Genomic DNA, 17,475 nt, shown 5'->3' on the forward strand with positions numbered 1-17,475 from the left:
CAGTTCCTGCCCTCTGCGTCCTTACGAATGTAACTACTCAGTACATGTTGTGCGATCTGCCTCCGACAATCGGGGTCGATGTCGGGGTCGGAATCGGTTTCGAAAAATATTAAGAACACCTACGTACGGCTCCGCCTGCGATCCCGATACCGACGCCGACGCCGACTGCGATGCCATACTCCGCAGGCTGCAGCATGCTGAATAGTTACGTGCGTGCGAAGGTGAGTTTGGCATCGTGGTTATCCCCAACCTCCGCAGCCGCTGAGCATCATTGCCGCCAATCCCAGCAATCCCGCGAAAAAACGGAATAGGGTTCGGCTATGCATTACAGACCTCCTTCTTTGGGCCGAGCATTTTGCGGTTATGAAACCAGAAGGAGGAATCGTCCATCAGTTTGTAAAACAGGGGCACGAAGAGCAGAGCCAGCGAGCTGGCGAAGATCATGCCGCCAACGACCACCATGCCGATTTCCTGGCGGCTGTTGGCTCCCGCGCCGGTGGCGAAGACCAGGGGCAGGGAGCCGATGATGAAGGTCAGCGCGGTCATCATGATCGCCCTGAATCGCTGCCGGGCCGCTGCCAGAGCCGCATCAAAGGCGCACAGACCCTTTTCCTGCCTGTTCTGGGCCGCGAACTCCACGATCAGGATAGCGTTTTTCGCGGCCAGGCCGATGAGCACCAGCAGACCGATTTGAAAATAGATGTCATTGGGAAATCCGCGCCACAAGCCGGAAAGAGCCGCGCCCAGCACGCCAAAAGGCACGGCCGAAGCCACGGCAAAGGGCAGGGTCCAGCGTTCGTACTGGGCGGCCAGGATCAGAAAGACCATCAGCAGTCCCAGCCCGAAGGCCAATCCTCCTGCTCCGGCCGCCGCATCCAGCTGATAGGCTTCGCCGATCCAGCCGAGCTGCTTGTTGCGATCGAGCATTGTCTCAGCCAACTCTTCCATGGCCTGTTTGGCCTGTCCCGTGGTGTATCCGGGAGCGGGGTCGGCAAAGAACTTGGCCGCGACATTGCCGTTGAACCGGTTGATGATGTCCGGGCCAGGGCTGCGTTCCAAAGTGACCAGGGAGCTCAAGGGGAGCATTTCCCCGAATTGCGAGCGCACGAAGACCCGGTTCAGATCTTCCGGCCTGCTGCGGAATTCCCCTTCGGACTGCATGTTGACCTGCCAGTTGCGTCCGGCCAGGCTGAAGTCGTTGACGTACAGGGAGCCGAAGGTGCTCTGCATGACCTCGAAGACCTGGTTGATGGGTACGCCCATGGCCCGCGCCTTTTCACGGTCCACATGGGCATGATACCTCGGAATGGCGGTGTCCATGGTGCTCCTGGCGTTCACCAGTTCGGGCCGGGCATTGGCCGCGGTCATCAGATTCGCGGCCAGGGCCTCGATCTCCCGCGGCGAGGAGTCGTCCCGGATCTCCAGGTAGCCCTGCACCCCGCCGGTCAGGGAAAGTCCCTGGATGGGCGGCGGGGTGAAGGCCAGCACGTTGGCATCGGGAATCCCCATGCCCATGCCCATGATGCGTCCCGTCAGGGACATGGCGTCCTGGCCTGGAGCCATGCGTTCGCGCCAATCGGTCAGATTGGCGAACCCCAGGCCCATGTTGGGACGCAGAGCGGAATCAAAGATGTCGAATCCGGCAATGGCGGTGAATTCCTGGACCTCGTCCAGTCCGGTCAGCATCGCGGTGGCGGTGCGCCGCACGGCCTCGGTCCGGGGCAGGGCCGAGCCCTGGGGCAGCTGATAGACAACCATGGCCACGCCCTGATCTTCCTGGGGCACCAGTCCGGAGGGCAGGAGGCTTACTGCATAGATTGTTCCGGCAGTGATGCCGAGAAAGAGCAGAAAAGCGATCACGGCATGACGCAGCACCTTGCCCACGGTCCAAACGTAAACGCTGGTGATCCCGTCAAAGAGGTAATTGAACAGGGCGAAGGGGCGGGATGCTTTCCCGGTCTTGCGGTCCAGCAGCAGCGCGCACATGGCCGGGGTCAGGGTCAGGGCCACGATCCCGGAAACCACTACGGAGACGGAAATGGTCACCGCGAACTGGCGGTAGAGTTCGCCGGTCATGCCTCCGAGAAAGGCCACGGGAACGAAGACCGCCACCAGGACCAGGGTCGAGGAGACGACGGCGCCTGAGACCTGCTTCATGGTCTCGATGGCCGCCTCTCTCGCTCGCATGTTCTGTTCGCGCATCAATCGGTCCACGTTTTCGAGGACGATGATGGCGTTGTCCACGACAATGCCGATGGAAAGCACCAGGCCGAACAAGGTGAGCAGGTTCACTGAAAAACCCAGCGCCAGCATCCCGGCAAAGGTGCCGATCAGGGAGACCGGAATCGCCGCGGCGGGAATCAGGGTGGCCCGAAAACGCTGCAAAAACAGGTAGGTCACGAGAATCACCAGCGCCACGGCAATGAGCAGGGTGACCATCACTTCGCGAATGGAAATTTCAACAAATTCCGTGGTGTCATAAGCGATGGTGTAATCCACTCCGGGGGGAAACCGCTGGGAAAGATCGTCCAGGGCTTCGCGCACGCCGACGGCCGTATCCAGGGCGTTGGCGCCGGGCTGGAGGTAGATGCCGATGGGCACGGCGGGCATGTCGTTGTAGGTGGCGGAAAAGGCATAGTTCTGAGAGCCCAGTTCGGCCCGGGCAACGTCGCCCAGGCGCAGAACGGCCCCGTCCGCATCGGAGCGCAGGATGATCCGCTCGAATTCCCGGGCATCGTTCAACTGTCCCGCGGTGGTCACGGCAAAGGTGAAGGCCTGTCCTTCCGGGGCAGGCGGCGCGCCGAGCTGTCCGGCGGCAAACTGGGCGTTCTGTTCGCGGATGGCCGCGGCCACGTCCGAGGGGACCAGATCGTACTGGGCCATCTTGTCGGGGTTGAGCCAGATGCGCATGGAATAGTCCTGGGAACCGAATAGGGAAGCTTCGCCCACTCCGGGCAGGCGCACCAGTTCGTCCAGAACGTTGAGCAGGGCGTAGTTGCTGATGAACAGGGTGCTTTCCTCGCCGCCGGGCGAGTACATTACCGGAACCATCAGGATGTTCGTGGACCGCGCTTCCACGCGCACGCCAAGATCCCGGACCCGTTGCGGCAGCCGGGACAGGGCCGCCTGGACACGGTTGTTGACGTTGATGGCCGCCACATCGGGGTCCGTGCCCATCTCGAAGGAGACGGTGATCCGCAGGCTTCCGGCATCCGTAGCGCTGGATTCCATGTAGATCATGTTGTCCACGCCGTTGATTTCCTGTTCCAGGGGCGCGGCCACGGACGCGGCAACGACCTCGGCGCTGGCCCCCGGATACATGGCCGTAACCACGATCTGGGGCGGCACCACGTCCGGATACTGCTCCACGGGCAGCATGCGCAGGGCAGCGGCCCCGGCCATGACAATGATGATGGAGATGACCGAGGCGAAAATCGGCCGATCAATGAAGAAGCGGAACATTACAGGGCCTCCTCGCCGATGATGTTCACCGGCGCGCCCTCGCGCAGCGCCACCTGACCGCTGATCACGACCCGGTCGCCGCTTTGCAGGCCGTCCAGGATCACCTGCCGGCCATTGATCACCGGTCCGAGGCGAACCGGACGAGCCCGGGCCGTGTCCTGTGCGTCCACGGTAAAAATGTGCGTGGTTTCCCTGCCCTGGCCAATGGCGCTTTCAGGCACGAGAAATACCCTTTCAAGATGCTGCAAGGCCATCTGAACCCGCACGAACTGGCCGGGAATCAGATGCTGTTCGGGGTTGGCGAAAACCGCCCGAATCGCCACGGTGCCGGTCCGGGCGTCGATGGTGCCGGCGGTGAAGTCGATTTCTCCGGATACGGGATGCATTTGGCCGTCTGAGAGCAGCAGGTTTACCCGCCCACGATTCTCACCGCTTCCATTGAGCAGAGTCGCATCGCTTTCGGGCATGGAAAAGCGAACATGGACCGGGTCGTGCTGCGTGATGGTGGTCAGCAGGCCGCCCCATTCGATGAGATTGCCCTCGGACAGGCTTTCCATGTCCGTCAGGCCGGCGACGGGGGCGCGGACTTCGGTGTAGCCGAGGTTCCGCCGGGCATCGGCCACGGCCACTTCGGCCTGCGCGAATCGTGCCTGGGCGCGTTCCATCTCGGTCATGGCCCGGTCCCGCTCCAGCTCGCTCACCGCGGCCTCGGCGTACAGCGCCGAGTACCTGTTCCATTCCCGTCGAGCATGGCTCAAGTTGGCCTGGGCGTCCGCCAGGTCGGCCTCGGCTCGGCGCAAGGCGATTTCATATCGCTCGGGGTCGATCCGGAACAGCAGTTCGCCCTGGCTGACCATCCGTCCCTCCTGGTAATGCCGTTCGCGAAGGATGCCCTCCACCCTGGCCCGGACCTGGACCTGCCGCGAGCCATGGACGCGGGCGGGATAATCCCGCATCACCTCCACGTTCTGCTCCTGGACGTGCATGATCACGACCGGCGCGGGAGGCATCTGCCGTTGCCCGGGTTCAGGCGATTCACCGCAGCCCGCCAATCCCAACGCCAGCAACAAAAATACTGTCACGGCAGCACCAACCTGAATGTTGCAAATACCTCTTTGCATCCAATTCCTCCGTTTTGCTCGCACAACTTGCTGATTTCAATGCAGCGGCATTTGCCGCCATGCCCGGCATCCCCAACTCACGTCCCTGAATGCGGTCTTCTCAGCCCGGCTTCCGGTCCCCGTCCGCCGTCTCACTCTTCACCTTTGTCCAGTGCGTATGAGAGACCCAGCCGAAGCGAGAAAAAATATCCGCTATTCGCAATCCCTCCTCCGGACCGGCATCACCTCCCTGTTTACCATCCCCAGGCAACAGAATGACGATGTCCCCCTCGCGTTCCACGCATGTCCACACCTCGAATGAATCAGCTGTTTCAGCGCCGGAGGAAAGCAGTTCCCGCGCAGCGTTCAATGCATTGAGTTCGTGTTCGTTGTTCAGTGGACTGACATAAATGATTTCCATACTGCTTATCCCTTTTATTGAAGCTGTGGTTATGGTCAGAACCAGGATTCCCGCATACCCTCGCCTCCAGGGCAAAAGGATGCACGGATCGGACATGATGACCGATTTTTCAGATCTGACGCACATCACGATAAACATGAATCATGCCAGAAATAATTTCTCGAAAAAACAAGTAGTTAAAAATAGCAACAGAATATTATGTCACATTTGACACCATTACGATATCAAATATGATCCTGGATGTGTTTTGTTCAAATATGACACTTTGAGCGGAGGGAAGGATGGATGAAAATGTCTTTTTCCGGGAGGCCACGCTTCGAATTTGCAGCAGCCTGAATCTGCAACGGGCCATGGAACGGACTCTGGAATACATTCGGGGATACATCCCGGCGGATTCGCTGCAAATCGGGCTTTTCGATCCGGATCTGCGCGTGCTGCGGTCCATTGTCCGGATCCGTCCTGATTATTGGCCGGACCTGCAGACCACCATTGCGGTTCCGGAAGGAGCCATGGCCGGCGTGCTCAGGCAGTGGCGATCCGAGCCCAGCTTCGAGGTGATCAACGACTGGCGTGGCCGGGAGCCGGATATCCTGCCGTTGTTGAGGATGATCTGGCCGGAAGACGTTTCCCTGTTGCGAACCGACCTGGCACTGGAGTCGCGGCGGATAGGCATCCTGGTGCTGGGGGTTCAGGGGCGCAACCGGTACGAGGAACGACACGCCCGGCTGATGAACACGCTCAATGAACCCTTCGCCATTGCCGTGGCCAATGCGCTTCAATACCAGGAAGTCGTCCGGCTCAAGGAGATGCTCGAGGACGACAACCGGTATCTGTCCAGCGAGTTGCGCAATGTTGCCGGAGACAAGATTATCGGCGCTGATCTGGGTTTGCGGGAAGTGATGCAGTTGGTCCGTCAGGTCGGTCCGCTGGAAAGCCCGGTGTTGCTGTTGGGAGAAACCGGTACGGGCAAGGAATTGCTGGCCCATGCCCTGCACATGGTCTCGCCGCGGCACAAGGGGCCTTTCGTGAAGGTCAACTGTGGCGGCCTGCCGGAAAGTCTGCTGGACAGCGAACTGTTCGGTCACGAAAAAGGCGCTTTCACCGGAGCCCTGGCTTTGAAGCGCGGCCGGTTCGAGCGGGCTCAGGGAGGAACCATCTTTCTGGATGAAATCGGGGAACTCAGCCCCGGTGCTCAGGTCAAACTGCTGCGGGTTCTGCAGCAACGGGAGATCGAACGCGTCGGCGGGACGCAGACCATTCCCGTGAACGTGCGCATCGTCAGCGCCACCCACCGCAATCTGGAGCAGATGGTGCGCGATGGAACCTTTCGCGAGGATCTCTGGTTCCGGCTGAACGTCTTTCCGATCATGATCCCGCCCCTGCGCCATCGCCCTCAGGACATCCCGGCGTTATTGGACTATATCGTGTCCAAGAAGTGCCGGGAAATGAAGATCGCCCGCAAGGTCCGGCTCGCGCCCGGGACCATGGACCGGCTCAAGCAGCACGCATGGCCGGGCAACGTGAGGGAACTGCAGAATCTCGTGGAACGCTCCCTGATCCACTGTCAGTCCATTCATCCCGTTTCCGGCGACCTGATCCTGGAACTGCATCCTGCGGGACCTGTTGCGATAAGACCGGTTTCCGGCGTGGATCAGGCGGAGGAGACTGTGCCCTTTGATCTGGCCGTGTCCCGAATAATCACCAGGGCGTTGGAACGAACCGACGGCAGAATCATCGGCCCCGGCGGCGCAGCCCGACTGCTGGGGCTTCATCCCAGTACGCTGCGGGGCAAGATGCGGAAGCTGAACATCGCCGTGGAGCGAAGAAAAAGGGGAAGTTGAGGAGCGGATTTCTACAAGTAAAAGAGGGCAACGACGGTGTAACTATTCAGCATTCGTTCCGACTTGTCTCGATTTTTCGTCCTCGCAACTCCCTCGCCGGCTTCGTAACACCGAACATTGCTCGAATAAACAACCATTGGCGCTTCAGGCGCTGGGCAATGGTTCGATGAACGAATCCTGGCTCAGTCAGACAGGCGATGCCAAAAATCGAGACAAGCCGGAACAATCCAAGTTTTTCATAAAGAGCGGAGTAGTTACACGTGGTTAACGATGCTTCAGACCCAGCCAACGTTGCAATCCTCGGATGACCTGGTCCAAAGGCCTACCCAGAAGAAAGGGCAGCAGCTCCGGCGCTGCTCCGGAACGTTCCGGGATCAGTGAACGCAGCGCGGCATCAAAGGCCGCGGCCCGGTGAATTTCTTCGGATGCATCCGCGTGATCCGAGCGCAGAAGCTCCAGAAGAGTTGGAACGGCGCAGCGCTGCTCATGAATGCGGATCAGTTCGCCCAGGGCACTGTCCTTGGCCACAAGGTCGAACCTCTCGATGCGCGGCCGGGTGCTTGTCGCGGCCAGATCCGCGGTGTCCCAGCACTTCAGGGCCAGGCATTCCTGCGGCTTGGCTGGATGAATGGCGCATCGGCCCAAAGACGAGGAACCGGACGCGGTACTGTAAAAACGACAGGTCGTTCCCCTTTCCATGGAACTGACCTTGATGCACTCCGCCTCCAGCAGCACGACCCGGTCCAGGATCTGATCGTGGACCGGCTCCCCCACGCGGAGCGTATACAGATCCTCCTTGCCCAGGACCTTGTCGTTCAAGAGCACCAGGTCCGCCTCGTGCAGGGCCGGACCACCCTTGACGCAGCAGGTTCCGCAACGACGACAGGCTGGAATCATGTGGCTCATGCAATCGGCACTCAAGATGTCCGGAAGGGCTTCGGCTGGGTCGTACTGTCCATTCTCGGCTACGGCTGAACCTTGACCAGGTAGGCCTTGTCCCATTGCAGATATTCCTGGATCAGGGATGCCAGGTCCTGGATGGTCAACCGTCGAGCCTGCTCGATGAGTTTCAGGGAATGGTCCATTTCGAAGCCCCGGGCGATTTCTTCAGCAGTTTCATGGGATCTGACGATCAAGCGTTGCCGATTGCGCTGGTAGTCCCCCCAGAGCAGATTCTTGGCCCGCTCCAGTTCCGATTCGGGTTGCTCATTGTCGAAGAGATGCTGGACCACGTCTTGAAATCCCTGGATGGCGACGGCTTCTTTTTCCGGTGACGTGCCGATGTAGAAGGCCATGAACCCGGCATGGGTTTCCTGCCAGAGAAATGCGGTTACGGAGTAGGCCAGCCCTTGGACGTCCCGCAACTCACGAAAGAGAATGCCGGACTGGCCTGCCAGGACTTCCCGCAGCACGTTCAGTCCTGGGGTGTGCCCGTGTCCAAGACCCGGAACGGGAAAAATCACCAGGATATGGCTTTGATTGCGATCCTTGAGTTGGAGCAGCATTTCCCGATCCATGCCCCACCGCGGAGACGGGGGAGCCGGAGCGGCCATGGCGTCGGGGCGGGCAAGGGTTTCGGCAAATGTTCGAACGGCATCTCGGTCATAGTCACCGCTGACGGCAAGGACCCAGGAACGATCTTTTTGGCGATTCCAGAAAGACATGACCTGCTCCCGTTCAATGGCCTCGATCCCCTGGCTTGTGCCGGATCGCTGGTAGCCGTAAGGATGTTCTGGAAAGAGAAAGGGGAAGGTTTGCCGAAAGGCCAACCCCACGGCACTGTCTTCGGTGCGTGCAATGGCCGCGGACTGTTCCTGTTTGGCTCTGACCAGCTCCTCCGGCGCCCAGGCGGGTTCGTGAATCAGTTCCTGCAGAAAGGCGAGCATTTCCGTACTGAACCTGCTGGGATAATGCACGTTGAGATGAAGATGTTCCAATCCAGCGCCGGCACTTAATCGAGCTGCCCGATCCGCCAGAAAATCCTGCAGCTGCACCGCGGTTTTGGAACGAGTGCCCTTGGTCCAGACCCGCGCCGTCAGCTCGGACAGGCCCTGTTCGCCGGGCCTGAGCAATAGATCACCGCCGTTCCAGGTCATCGACAGAGCCGTATAGGGAAGGGATGCATCCGGAAGCATGATCAGGGTTCGCCCCGGGCTGAGATGGATCACTTCCCGCTCCGCCTGCGTGGCGACGGAATGGACGTGCGCCCTGGGCGACTCCTGCGGCGACCATTTCTCTTCCAAAATCCGAGTCAGCTCCGCGGCCTCCAGTTCCTCGGGCCTTGGCGTGAACACCGAGCCGACAAGGCCTTGCGTCCGAATGTAGGTGCGGATCAGGTCCCGCAACTGTTCGGCGTCAATGGTGCGGACCAGGTGCAGATAGAATTGCTCGGCATTGAACGTGTGTTCGTGGAACTGGAAATGACCTAGTTTGGACGCCAGCCCTGAAAACGTCTCCTTGGATTGAAACAGGCTGTCTTCCATGTTCAGCTTGGCCCGGTTCAACGCCTCTGGAGGAAATGCGGCGACGTCCAGCCTGCCGAGCAGCTCATGCAGCCCCGTCCAGAGCCGGGTAATATTCTGGGGATCCAGCCTGGCCTGAATGAAGAACATCCCGACTTGATCCAGGGTCGTGGCCGAGGCCGAAATCACATCCACGATGCCTTGCTCGTACTTGAAGGTCCGGTACAATAAGGATGTCCTGTCTCCGCCGAGCATCTGCGCCAGGACATCCAAGCCTACGCTGTGGACATCCTGCAAACCCGGAATGGGGATTGCGAGGGAGACGTATGCCTTCTGCCATGGCCCCTGCTCGACTTTGACGATCGGCGGGCGGATGACCGAAGTCCGGGGAAGGGAAGCGACGGAGCGGGTTCCGCCATGATTAAGCAACCCCCCGAAAAGAACTTCCACCTGCCCGAGCACCTGATCCATTCGGATGTCTCCACACAGGACCAGCAACATGTTCGCGGGCTGATATCGATCCCGGATATAATCCAGAATATCCTCGCGAGTGATACGCCGAACCGTTTCCGAATAGCCGATAATAGGCCGGGCATAGGGCGAATCCACCCAGATGCTTCCCTGAATGGACTTGAAAATCCGGCGGTGCGGATCGTCGTCGCCCTGTTCCATCTCGGACAGAATTACCTGACGTTCCGATTCCAGTTCGTCCGGGTCGATGGTCGCATTGAAAATCATGTCTTGAAGTACGTCCAACCCCAAGGCCCAATGTTCGGCCGGCAGATCGATAATGTATGTAGTGGCGTCAAAGCCCGTTGACGCATTCAGTTCCCCGCCCGCGGATTCAATCTCCGATGCGGCCCGGCCTTTGCCGCGCCTGGACGTGCCCTTGAAAACCATGTGCTCGAGCATGTGGCTGATCCCGGCCTGCTCTGGAAGTTCATGGGCAGACCCGGCCCGGACGAACAAGCGAATCGCAACAAGGGGAAATCGATCATCCTCATGGACGAGCACGTTCAAGCCGTTGGCGAGAGTGGCGACCTGAGTCTGATGGTAATGATCTTTGGGACTTGGGCGTTGCGCCATGAACTTTCTCCTGGAATCTGGATTAAGAAAAATGGAATACGGGCCCATCAAGGCATGATGGAACAGCAAGGCGGGAGTGGACAAAGCCGAGCCGGTCCGGACTTTATCCACGCAAGGCTGTTTTGGGAATGGTCAAATGGAGTGATCGCAGGGCAAGCTTACCTTTTGCCACGGCTGACAATGTTGACAGGTAAATGCCTGACGTTTTGTTATTGAAAAAAGGCACAGACGGAAAGCGCCTGTGCCTTTTGAAACCGCAAAAAATTGAAGAATCAGCTCTTGCAAACTCCGCCGATCTGGCAGTAGGCACGGATGAAATCGGCCACATGAACGCCTAGATGGACGCATTCCACCCCCTGCATGCACTTTTCCGCATCTTCCTCTTCGATATGGGTTATTTGTTCATGGCCGTCCTTGTGCAATTTCACCAGCCAAGCTTTCTTGTTCTCGTCGAATTCAGTGGACATGTCGACGCCGCTTTTTTCCAGTTCGGGATAGAATTCAGAAATTTTCGCCAGCAGTGCCTTGGGATCAACGCTCATGATTCCTCCTTGAAAAGGGTTTCAAATAAACCACGCAAGCTGCCTTGTTTACGTCTTTCTCCATCCAATGTAAGTTTCTTGATTCACCTAGTCAAATCAAGGTTCAACCATATCTGCTGTTATTGTAGGGGGGTCAATGGACCGGAATGCCGTGGATGAGTTGATACGGGTCATGGAAAATATTGCCCGTGGCGAATACAGTAACGACTTGTTCAAATTTTGCACGAAGGATCAACCGGAGATGGTTCGCCGGCTCGCAGAAGCCATGGGCATGATGATGGTCAAGGTGGAAGCCAGAGAGCAGCGCATCCTGATGGACCTGGAGGAGATCAGGGAGGGCAACCAAAAATTCAAGCGGGCCGTCACCAGCTTCATCCTCTCCATGTCCTCGGCCCTCGGAGCCCGTGATCCCTACACCGAAGGCCATGAACAGCGTACCGCCGGGTATGCCATGCGGATTGCGCGTCGACTTGGTTTGTCCATGGAGGAAATGGAATACATCTATCTGGGCGCCATGCTGCATGACATAGGGAAGTTCAGCTTTCCTGACGCCTTGTTCAGCAGTGAAGATTGCCGATCTTCTTCGGAAATGCTGCAGGCCGTCAAAGCGCACCCGGAAATCGGCTGTTCAATTCTTCAGTGGCTGGATTTTCTTGACCCTGTGCAGGATATCATCCGCTATCATCATGAACGTTTGGATGGTTCGGGCTATCCCGAAGGGAGGAGAGGCGAAACAATACCCTTTTGGGCCAGGATCGTGGCCGTGGCCGACACTTTTGACGCAATTACCACGGACCGGCCATACAAGAAAGGAAAGTCCATGCAGGAAGGACTGGAGATCCTTGAGGCGATTGCCGGAACGCATCTTGATCCGGAAGTTGTGCGAGTCTTTTGTGAGGAAGTTCGGGAAAACGGGTTGGAATGATCTTTTGCCGAGCAGGTGCGACCGGCTGATCGCATCAGGCCGAATCCAGAAAATTGGGGGCCGTGACAAACGTGTCCCAGCTCAGTTTTTTTCCCGCAGCATCTCAAGCATCCCCTTCAGGGCCGCCAGGGCTGATTGCTGTTTGATTTCCAAGCGCGAACCGGAGAAATGAAGACATGCACTGTGCTGGGTTACTTGATAGGACCAAGCCATCCAGACGGTGCCTACCGGCTTGTCGGGCGTTCCTCCGTCGGGTCCGGCGATGCCGGAGACGGCAAGAGCCGCCTGGACGTTCAGCAGTTGCCGGGCGCCGGAGGCCATGGCCAGAACCACTTCCCGGCTGACCGCGCCCCGGGCTGCGATGACGGCTTCAGGCACGTTCAGCACCCTGCTTTTGACCTGGTTTGCATAAGCCACTACAGCTCCGGCAAACCACTGGGAGCTTCCGGAAATGTTTGTAGCCAGGTGGGCGACCAATCCTCCTGTGCAGGATTCCGCCGCGGCCAACATGACGCCGCGATCCTTCAGGATTTGCCCCAATTCCAGGATCAGCTTTTCGTGCCCTTCCTCACATATTTTCGCCATTGACGAACTCCCTTCCAGTGTGAATCGGCTTATGATCCGGCCGTTCATGGTCGATCAGTACGATGTTTGGTCGATCAGTGCGATGTTTATTTTCAACAAGCCGCCCCGCCAACCCGTTCTTGATCCATGATGGGGTAAAGGGTAAGAGCTTTCCGTGCAACGCGCAATCCTGGGGACGGCGCACGGCAGAGGCAATCAAAATATTTCGCTATTTGTAACTACTCAGCAGTGCCGGAGAAAAGACCTGGATAGCGTCAGCGCCGGCCTGCGCCGGTATGACCAACAAGAACGGTTTGCTCCGATTTGTCATTCCGGCGAAAGCCGGAATCCAGTTCTGAAGAATGGTCATGCGCCGTATGTGCTGAATAGTTACCGCTATTTTTTTATAAGTTCAGGTTTCTTCTGATGCGATTGATCATCGATGAACGTCACCAAGGCCGTCCATGTTCCGGAACATATTCAGGAACGAGACATGAATAGCTTTCATCCCGGCTCGGTTCTTCTTGTGGCGAAACGCCACCATGTCGAGGCATTGAAACTTGCCGGGGAAATTTCCGAATGGCTGTCCGAACGCGGTGTCGTGAACAGCGTATCGGAAAACATCGACGATCTTGCGTCCTGTCTGCCGCGGTCCTGGCCCTTGCCGACACTGATTCTCGTCCTTGGCGGCGACGGAACCATGATCAGCGTTATCCGGAAGCTGGCCTCGAATGATATCGCCATCTTGGGGATCAATTTCGCACGGGTCGGTTTTCTCACGGAATGCTCCAAAGATTCCTGGCAGCCTATGCTGGATGCGATTTTCAAGCATGGAGCAATGATTTCTTCCCGAATGCTTCTTGATGTGCGGTTGATCCGTGACGGCCGGACCATGCTTTCAACCCTCGTCGCCAACGACATTGTTGTCGGGCGAGGAAGACTGGCCAGACTGATCAACCTGGAACTCTTTTTCGAGGACGAACGTATTGCCGCACTGCGGGCCGACGGACTGATCCTCTCCACGCCCACCGGCTCTTCCGCCTACTCCTATTCCGCCGGCGGCCCGCTGGTGTATCCGGAAATGGACGTGATCTGTACAACCCCTATCTGTTCGTTTCTTACGGAGATCAAGCCGTTTGTCTTTCCTGCGGATCGGACAATCCAAGTCCGGATAGACGAGGACACCATGGAGGCTTTCCTGACGTTGGACGGACAATCCGGATATCCGCTCACAAGGGGTGATCAGGTGTACGTCACCAGATCCCAATCCAGGATGAATCTCGTGACATCCTCCGGCCACTCGTATTTCCAGAAGCTCCGGGCCAAAGGTTTTCTACAGGAAAGCTGACGTGTTACCTCAACAGCATGTTGCCTCATCCCAGGAGATTCGACTGGGGCACGACCCACGTCTGGATGCCTGGATCCTGCACTTTCTCACTGAAAACAACCTGGATCACGCCACCAGCCCGGACAAGAACGCTTCTCCAGAACAGATTCGCTTCATGGTGGATCTGGATGAGGACCAATTCTTTCCCGCATGCACTGATTCGATGTTGAGTCATTTGCTGAAACACGAAATTGCCCCGGAGTTGCGGGTTGAATATACAAAGCACTGGAGGAGCATCTTTCGGTTGATTCAAGACCAGATCGCCGACCCATATCTGCGCCGCAAGATTACTGCCCTGTGCCGCTACAAATTCCGATCGGCTCTGCATTCCTCCATTGTCATCCCTTCCCGGCTGCTCAAATGGATGTTGACGATTTACATGAGCTACAGCGGACTGGATGATCCCTTGCGGGATCAAAAACGCCGGGCAAATGCCCGGGCCTACGCCTTTACCCAGACCGCTTTGTACCGTCAGATCACCAGTGCCTGTCCCGGAGAACTCATTGCCTGCACAAGCATGGAACAGCTCCGCGAAGATCTTGATCTGCTGGAATTGAAGCGTCTTGTGCGCCTCGCTACGCTTTGCGGCATTTGGGAAGCCAAGGAGTTTCGGCTGCACAAGACCGTTGCCGAGTGGTCGGATGTGATTCCGGTTTGGGAGTCCAAGGAAATTCAGCCTGACGCCCAGGCTCTTGTCGATGAAATGGATGCTCCCTGGCCGGAGTTCGAGAAATTGCGGGAATACTTGTTCCAAAAACGCCATGACGCGTTGAAGATTCTCTATTTGCCAGGTGAAAGCGGGGCCGTGATCTTCGACATCCTGATCGTGCGCTCCCTGATCCGGCAAGGGCACCGGGTGATTCTTGCATTGCGTGAAGGCTTCGATTTCATGATGCCGACAATCTGGGATCAGGACAATGATCCAGTACTCGCGGAATGTCTGGACGGTGCGTATTTTCTCACTGATACCCAGGTATCAAAGAACGAGTTGCTCAAACGCATTCGCGAGAACCAGCTCCTGGTCATTTCCGACGGCACACGGGAACGGTTGAATCTCTACCGGACCAGCCTGACGTTCGCCCGGGCCTGGAAGGAATCGCACCTGATCATGGCCAATGGAGCTTCGAATTATCGCCGCCTGATCGCCGTGAACCAGGGATTCACGAGAGATATTGTATCGTTTCATCGAAATGAGCAGAAAGAAATGCACTTTTATTGCAAATCCCGTTCGGAGCGCATTCGCCATGTTACCGAGAGGGAACTGCTGCTCATGGCCGAAAAGCTGATTGAATCGATGCGATTGGCCAGGGCGGAAGGCAAGACCGTCATCTTTTACAGCGCCATTATCGGATCCATTCCCGGGCAGACCAAAGTGGCAATTTCCGTCTTGAACACCTTTGTCTCCTATCTGCGCTCCCGGCTGGAGCAGTGCCTGATCATCAACCCCGCCGAGCATTTCAGGCCGGGCATGGACGGAGACGATTTGATGTACATGTGGGAAAAGGTTCAGCGCAGCGGGTTCATCGATGTCTGGCGCTTCCAGACGGTGGAGGATATTGAGCGCAGCTTCGAGCTGCTTGGTCAGAAAATGCCCGCGGTCTGGAACGGCAAGGACGCCACGTACTCCACCGGCTGCACCAAGGAAATGACCATTGCCCTGGACATGCAGAAAAAGCACCCGGAACTGCAGATCATCGGCCCGGATCCGGCCAAGTTTTTCCGGCGCAGGGAGTATGGCGTGGGCAAGTATTTTGATATCAGTCTGGAACGGAACTGGCGGTAGCCGTGTGGCAACTGCTCATCCACGGGGCCATTTTTTCAGCTTTGCGTTTCCATTCCTTGATTCGAGGTAACTATTCAGCTTCGTTCCGGCTTGTCTCGATTTTTTGGCCTCGCATCTCCTTTGCCGGCTTCGTAACATCGAACCATTGCTCAAATAAACATCCATTGGCGCTTCAGGCCTTTGGCAATGGTTCGATGAACGAATCCTGGCTCAGTCAGACAGGCAATGCCAAAAAATCGAGACAAGCCGGAACAATCCAAGTTTGTCATATGAATTGCTGAGTAGTTACGATTCGGGACCGGCATGACAAGTCATCTCCGCAAAGACGTGAATCCAGCGCCGGGATCCATCCAATTTCAGTTTTCGATTCGCATGATTCAACCATGAACGACAAAGGAGTCGCGTCGTGTCCGCATATGAAGCCGTGATCGGCCTGGAGGTGCATGCGCAGTTGCGCACCCGGACGAAGATTTTCTGTGGCTGTTCCACGCAGTTCGGTCGGGAACCCAATTCCAACGTATGTCCGGTCTGCACGGGCATGCCCGGAGTGCTGCCGGTGCTCAACCGGACAGCCGTGGAATACGCGCTCAAAATGGCCTTGGCGGTCCAATGCAGGGTCAACAACCGTTCCATTTTCGCCCGCAAGAACTACTTTTATCCAGACCTGCCCAAGGCCTATCAGATTTCCCAATACGAACTGCCGCTGGCGGAACATGGCCACTTGCGAATCGCTGTGGACGGCGTGGAGAAGACCATCGGCATTACGCGCATCCACATGGAAGAGGACGCGGGGAAATCCATCCATTCTGCAACGGAGAACAAGAGCTTTGTGGATTTGAACCGCACCGGGGTGCCGCTGATCGAGATCGTCAGCGAACCTGATCTGCGCAGTGCCGACGAAGCCGTGGCCTATCTCAAGGCATTGCGGTCCATTCTGGTCTACCTGGAAATCTGCGACGGGAACATGGAGGAGGGGAGTTTTCGCTGCGACGCCAACATATCCATCCGCCCCAAGGGCGAGACGGAACTTGGAACGCGCACAGAACTGAAAAACCTCAACTCCTTTCGCCATGTGCACAAGGCGATCGAATATGAAATCGCCCGGCAGGCCGCGCTTCTGGAGGATGGGGAAAAGGTCGTTCAGGAAACCAGGCTCTATGATGTGGACAAGGGCATCACCGTTTCCATGCGCGGCAAGGAAGAAGCCCACGACTACCGCTACTTTCCCGATCCCGATCTCGTGCCCGTGCTGGTCCGGGAGGAGCAACTGGATGCGCTGCGGCAGTCCATCCCGGAATTGCCGCAAGCCAGGGAAGCCCGTTTCATCTCCGAGCACGGCCTTCCGGCTTCCGCGGCCCAGACATTGACCGCTGAAAAGGATCTGGCGGAATATTTCGAAGCCGTAGTCAGACTGGGTCCGGAACCGCAAAAAACCTGCAACTGGATGCTGACCGATCTGTTGCGCGAATTGAACCAGGCCAAGATTACAGCCGCGCAATCGCCGCTGACCCCAGAGTACCTGGCAGAGTTGCTGGCCATGATCGATTTCGGCAAGATCAGCACGAGCATTGCCAAGCAGATATTTCCGGAAATCTTTGCCACGAAGGATTCACCGCAATCCATCGTGGAGCGCAAAGGCTTGACCCAGATTTCCGACAGCGGCGCCCTGGAAGCCGAGGTGGACAAGATTCTTGCGGCGAATCCCAAGGAGGTTGAGGCCTACAAGAACGGTAAGACCAAGCTGATGGGATTCTTTGTCGGTCAGGTCATGCGTCAGACCAAAGGCCAGGCCAACCCGGACATGGTGAACAGGCTGATCCTGGAGAAGTTGCAATAATCGTAAGTGCTCAATATGACAGGGCAGCATGCCGTCAAAGTTTTGTTTTGCCTGAATAGCGGCCT

13 protein-coding genes are annotated in these 17,475 nt (G+C 57.5%); 6 read left to right on the plus strand and 7 right to left on the minus strand.

The window, feature by feature from the left end; all coding sequences use genetic code 11:
• Positions 1-318: 318 nt before the first annotated feature.
• From ACYQ15_RS13410 to ACYQ15_RS13420, 3 genes are all read right to left on the minus strand, one after another.
• Positions 319-3,462, minus strand: coding sequence for an efflux RND transporter permease subunit (locus ACYQ15_RS13410; RefSeq protein WP_459938010.1), 3,144 nt, complete (start codon positions 3,460-3,462; stop codon positions 319-321).
• Positions 3,462-4,583, minus strand: a complete 1,122-nt coding sequence (locus ACYQ15_RS13415; protein ID WP_459938011.1) for an efflux RND transporter periplasmic adaptor subunit — start codon at positions 4,581-4,583, stop codon at positions 3,462-3,464. Before ACYQ15_RS13415 ends, ACYQ15_RS13410 begins: the two co-directional genes overlap by 1 nt.
• 100 nt (positions 4,584-4,683) lie before the next feature.
• A complete protein-coding gene (locus ACYQ15_RS13420; protein ID WP_459938012.1) occupies positions 4,684-4,983 on the minus strand; it encodes a hypothetical protein in 300 nt (99 codons plus the stop codon).
• 281 nt (positions 4,984-5,264) lie between these two features.
• Here ACYQ15_RS13420 and ACYQ15_RS13425 point away from each other — a divergent pair, with 281 nt between their 5' ends.
• On the plus strand, positions 5,265-6,824 hold the full coding sequence (locus tag ACYQ15_RS13425) for a sigma 54-interacting transcriptional regulator (RefSeq protein ID WP_459938013.1): 1,560 nt from the start codon (positions 5,265-5,267) through the stop codon (positions 6,822-6,824).
• Between the two features lie 264 nt (positions 6,825-7,088).
• Here the strand turns inward: ACYQ15_RS13425 and ACYQ15_RS13430 are convergent, their stop codons facing one another.
• From ACYQ15_RS13430 to ACYQ15_RS13440, 3 genes are all read right to left on the minus strand, one after another.
• Positions 7,089-7,730, minus strand: coding sequence for a YkgJ family cysteine cluster protein (locus ACYQ15_RS13430; protein WP_459938014.1), 642 nt, complete (start codon positions 7,728-7,730; stop codon positions 7,089-7,091).
• A 59-nt stretch (positions 7,731-7,789) separates the two neighbouring features.
• Positions 7,790-10,372, minus strand: a complete 2,583-nt coding sequence (locus ACYQ15_RS13435) for a M16 family metallopeptidase (protein WP_459938015.1) — start codon at positions 10,370-10,372, stop codon at positions 7,790-7,792.
• A 272-nt stretch (positions 10,373-10,644) separates the two neighbouring features.
• A complete protein-coding gene (locus ACYQ15_RS13440) occupies positions 10,645-10,914 on the minus strand; it encodes a hypothetical protein (RefSeq protein WP_459938016.1) in 270 nt (89 codons plus the stop codon).
• Between the two features lie 136 nt (positions 10,915-11,050).
• Here ACYQ15_RS13440 and ACYQ15_RS13445 point away from each other — a divergent pair, with 136 nt between their 5' ends.
• Complete coding sequence (locus tag ACYQ15_RS13445) at positions 11,051-11,839, plus strand: HD-GYP domain-containing protein (RefSeq protein ID WP_459938017.1); 789 nt, start codon at positions 11,051-11,053, stop codon at positions 11,837-11,839.
• Between the two features lie 81 nt (positions 11,840-11,920).
• On the opposite strand, the gene ACYQ15_RS13450 is transcribed toward ACYQ15_RS13445, so the two are convergent.
• The gene (locus tag ACYQ15_RS13450) at positions 11,921-12,424 is read right to left on the minus strand and encodes a CinA family protein (RefSeq protein ID WP_459938018.1); all 504 of its coding nucleotides are present in this window, start codon (positions 12,422-12,424) and stop codon (positions 11,921-11,923) included.
• A gap of 154 nt (positions 12,425-12,578) precedes the next feature.
• Between ACYQ15_RS13450 and ACYQ15_RS13455 the strand changes: the two genes are divergently transcribed.
• The 4 genes from ACYQ15_RS13455 to gatB all read left to right on the plus strand — a co-directional run bounded on the left by ACYQ15_RS13455 (position 12,579) and on the right by gatB (position 17,410).
• A complete protein-coding gene (locus tag ACYQ15_RS13455; RefSeq protein ID WP_459938019.1) occupies positions 12,579-12,830 on the plus strand; it encodes a hypothetical protein in 252 nt (83 codons plus the stop codon).
• Positions 12,831-12,845: 15 nt separating this feature from the next.
• On the plus strand, positions 12,846-13,751 hold the full coding sequence (locus tag ACYQ15_RS13460) for an NAD(+)/NADH kinase (protein WP_459938020.1): 906 nt from the start codon (positions 12,846-12,848) through the stop codon (positions 13,749-13,751).
• Position 13,752: 1 nt separating this feature from the next.
• Positions 13,753-15,573 carry an ARMT1-like domain-containing protein gene (locus ACYQ15_RS13465; protein ID WP_459938021.1) on the plus strand — a complete coding sequence of 607 codons (1,821 nt, stop codon included), beginning with the start codon at positions 13,753-13,755 and terminating at the stop codon, positions 15,571-15,573.
• Positions 15,574-15,979: 406 nt separating this feature from the next.
• Positions 15,980-17,410 (plus strand): Asp-tRNA(Asn)/Glu-tRNA(Gln) amidotransferase subunit GatB, encoded by a 1,431-nt coding sequence (gene gatB, locus ACYQ15_RS13470; protein WP_459938022.1) that lies wholly within the window; start codon positions 15,980-15,982, stop codon positions 17,408-17,410.
• Positions 17,411-17,475: the final 65 nt, after the last annotated feature.

Source organism: Desulfonatronum parangueonense (assembly GCF_054656975.1).